The sequence below is a fragment of the Pseudoxanthomonas sp. LjRoot204_2 genome (assembly GCF_056175765.1).
Genome location: NZ_JBGFFG010000605.1, coordinates 1 through 1,588 on the forward strand (window position 1 = coordinate 1; position 1,588 = coordinate 1,588).

The 1,588-nt window shown below is 69.6% G+C and carries 2 protein-coding genes; both read right to left on the reverse strand.

From position 1 onward, the window contains the following. Positions 1-108: 108 nt before the first annotated feature. Positions 109-1,023, reverse strand: coding sequence for an ATP phosphoribosyltransferase (gene hisG, locus AC04L7_RS18305; RefSeq protein ID WP_296280246.1), 915 nt, complete (start codon positions 1,021-1,023; stop codon positions 109-111). Positions 1,024-1,031: 8 nt separating this feature from the next. After that, positions 1,032-1,361 (reverse strand): YerC/YecD family TrpR-related protein, encoded by a 330-nt coding sequence (locus tag AC04L7_RS18310; protein WP_299342093.1) that lies wholly within the window; start codon positions 1,359-1,361, stop codon positions 1,032-1,034. Between the last annotated feature and the right edge of the window lie 227 nt (positions 1,362-1,588).

Sequence of the window (1,588 nt, forward strand, 5' to 3'; positions counted from 1 at the left end):
CGGCATCCTGCGTGCGTTGCGCGACCGTCTGCACGGGGCGCGCCAACAGCGCCGTGCGCGCAGCGGCGTCCAGCACGGTCCAGTCGTATACGGGGGCGGGCGAAGCGCTCATGCCAGCGACCTCTCGACCGACAGCACCATCAGGCCCTGGGCCCCGGCGCGCTGCAGTTCCTCCAGCCGTTGCCAGGTCACCGCACCATGGCACATCGCCTGCAGCGAGACCGGCCCCTCTTCGCCGCCCGGCAGCGTGACCAGGCCTTCGCTGTCGGTGAGCAACCGCGACAGCGCCGGCACGGTGTCGCGCTCGGCGCGGAACATCAGCAGCTTGCTGTCCTTCAACTTCAGCACACCGTCGAGGCGACGCAACAGCATGTCGGCGAGTCCGGCGCGGGCATCGTCGAACTCGCGCGCGGGACCCGCCAGCACGGCTTCACTGTCGAGCAGCGTCTCGACCGGCTTGAGCTGGTTGGCGGCCAGCGTGGCGCCGCTGGAGACGAGATCGCAGATGAGGTCGGCGGTGCCGAGCTTCGGAGCGATCTCGACCGAGCCGGACAGCTCGACCACCGCCGCATCGATGCCCCGCGCCTGCAGCCACTGGCGCAGCACCGACGGATAGCTGGTGGCGATGCGCAGGCCCTGCAGCTGTGCAGGACCGGTCCATTCCCAGCTGTCGGGGACGGCCAGCATCAGCCGGCAGCTGCCGAAGCCCAGCGGGCGCAGTTCGCGGTATGCCTGCGGCAGGCCGATCAGGGCGCGCTCGCCGGCCTGTTCGTCCAGCTCGTTGCGACCGACGATGCCGAAGTCGCAGACACCATCGGCGATCAGGCCGGGGATGTCGTCGTCGCGCACCAGCAACAGGTCGACCGGCAGCGATTCGCCGTAGCAGAACAACTTGTCGCGGCTCTCGCGCCAGCTCAGGCCGCAGGCGGCCAGCAGCGTGCGTGCCGGCTCGGCCAGGCGACCGCTTTTCTGGATGGCGATGCGCAGGCGATCGCGCGTCGCGGGGATCAGGGAAGGACTCATGAGGGAACTCAGTGGGAGGCGGAAGCCGTCGCAGCCTGCTGGCGCTGGACGGCAGTGGCGTAACCGCCGGCGCCGCGCTCCAGCGTGCGGGCGACACGGCCGATGGTGGTCACGCTGACCTGGGTCAGGTCGTGGATTTCGCGGTACGGAACGCCCTTGAGAAGCAGGGGCACGACGCGCCAGCGGTCGGACATGGCCTCGAGTTCGGCGGGCGTGCACAGGTCCTCGAGAAACGCCCGCACCTCGCCAGCCTCCCCCAGCGCGGCCAGCGCCTCGGAAAGCGCCTGCAGCGGGCCGTCGGAGGCATCCGGAAGGTCGTGGGCGGAGCGGCGTTTCATGCGACCGGTTGATCCAATGTATTAATGCGTTAGTACATTAGTCGGATTGTTGCACGGCGTCAACCACACCCGCCCCTGTCTGGATGCCGCCGCCAATTGCGTTGTCACCGACAGGAACGCACGGGACCCTCGATGGACGGGAGCGGACAGGGACGATGAGTACACTGCCAAGGACGCCCGAACGCCGGACGGGGAGCCCCGCCGGCCTGCAGGGCACCCCCGAGGGG

Excerpts from the sequence above, each read along its gene's own strand:
- AC04L7_RS18310 (WP_299342093.1), bottom strand. The coding sequence starts at position 1,361 with ATGAAACGCCGCTCCGCCCACGACCTTCCGGATGCCTCCGACGGCCCG.
- hisG (WP_296280246.1), bottom strand. The coding sequence starts at position 1,023 with ATGAGTCCTTCCCTGATCCCCGCGACGCGCGATCGCCTGCGCATCGCC.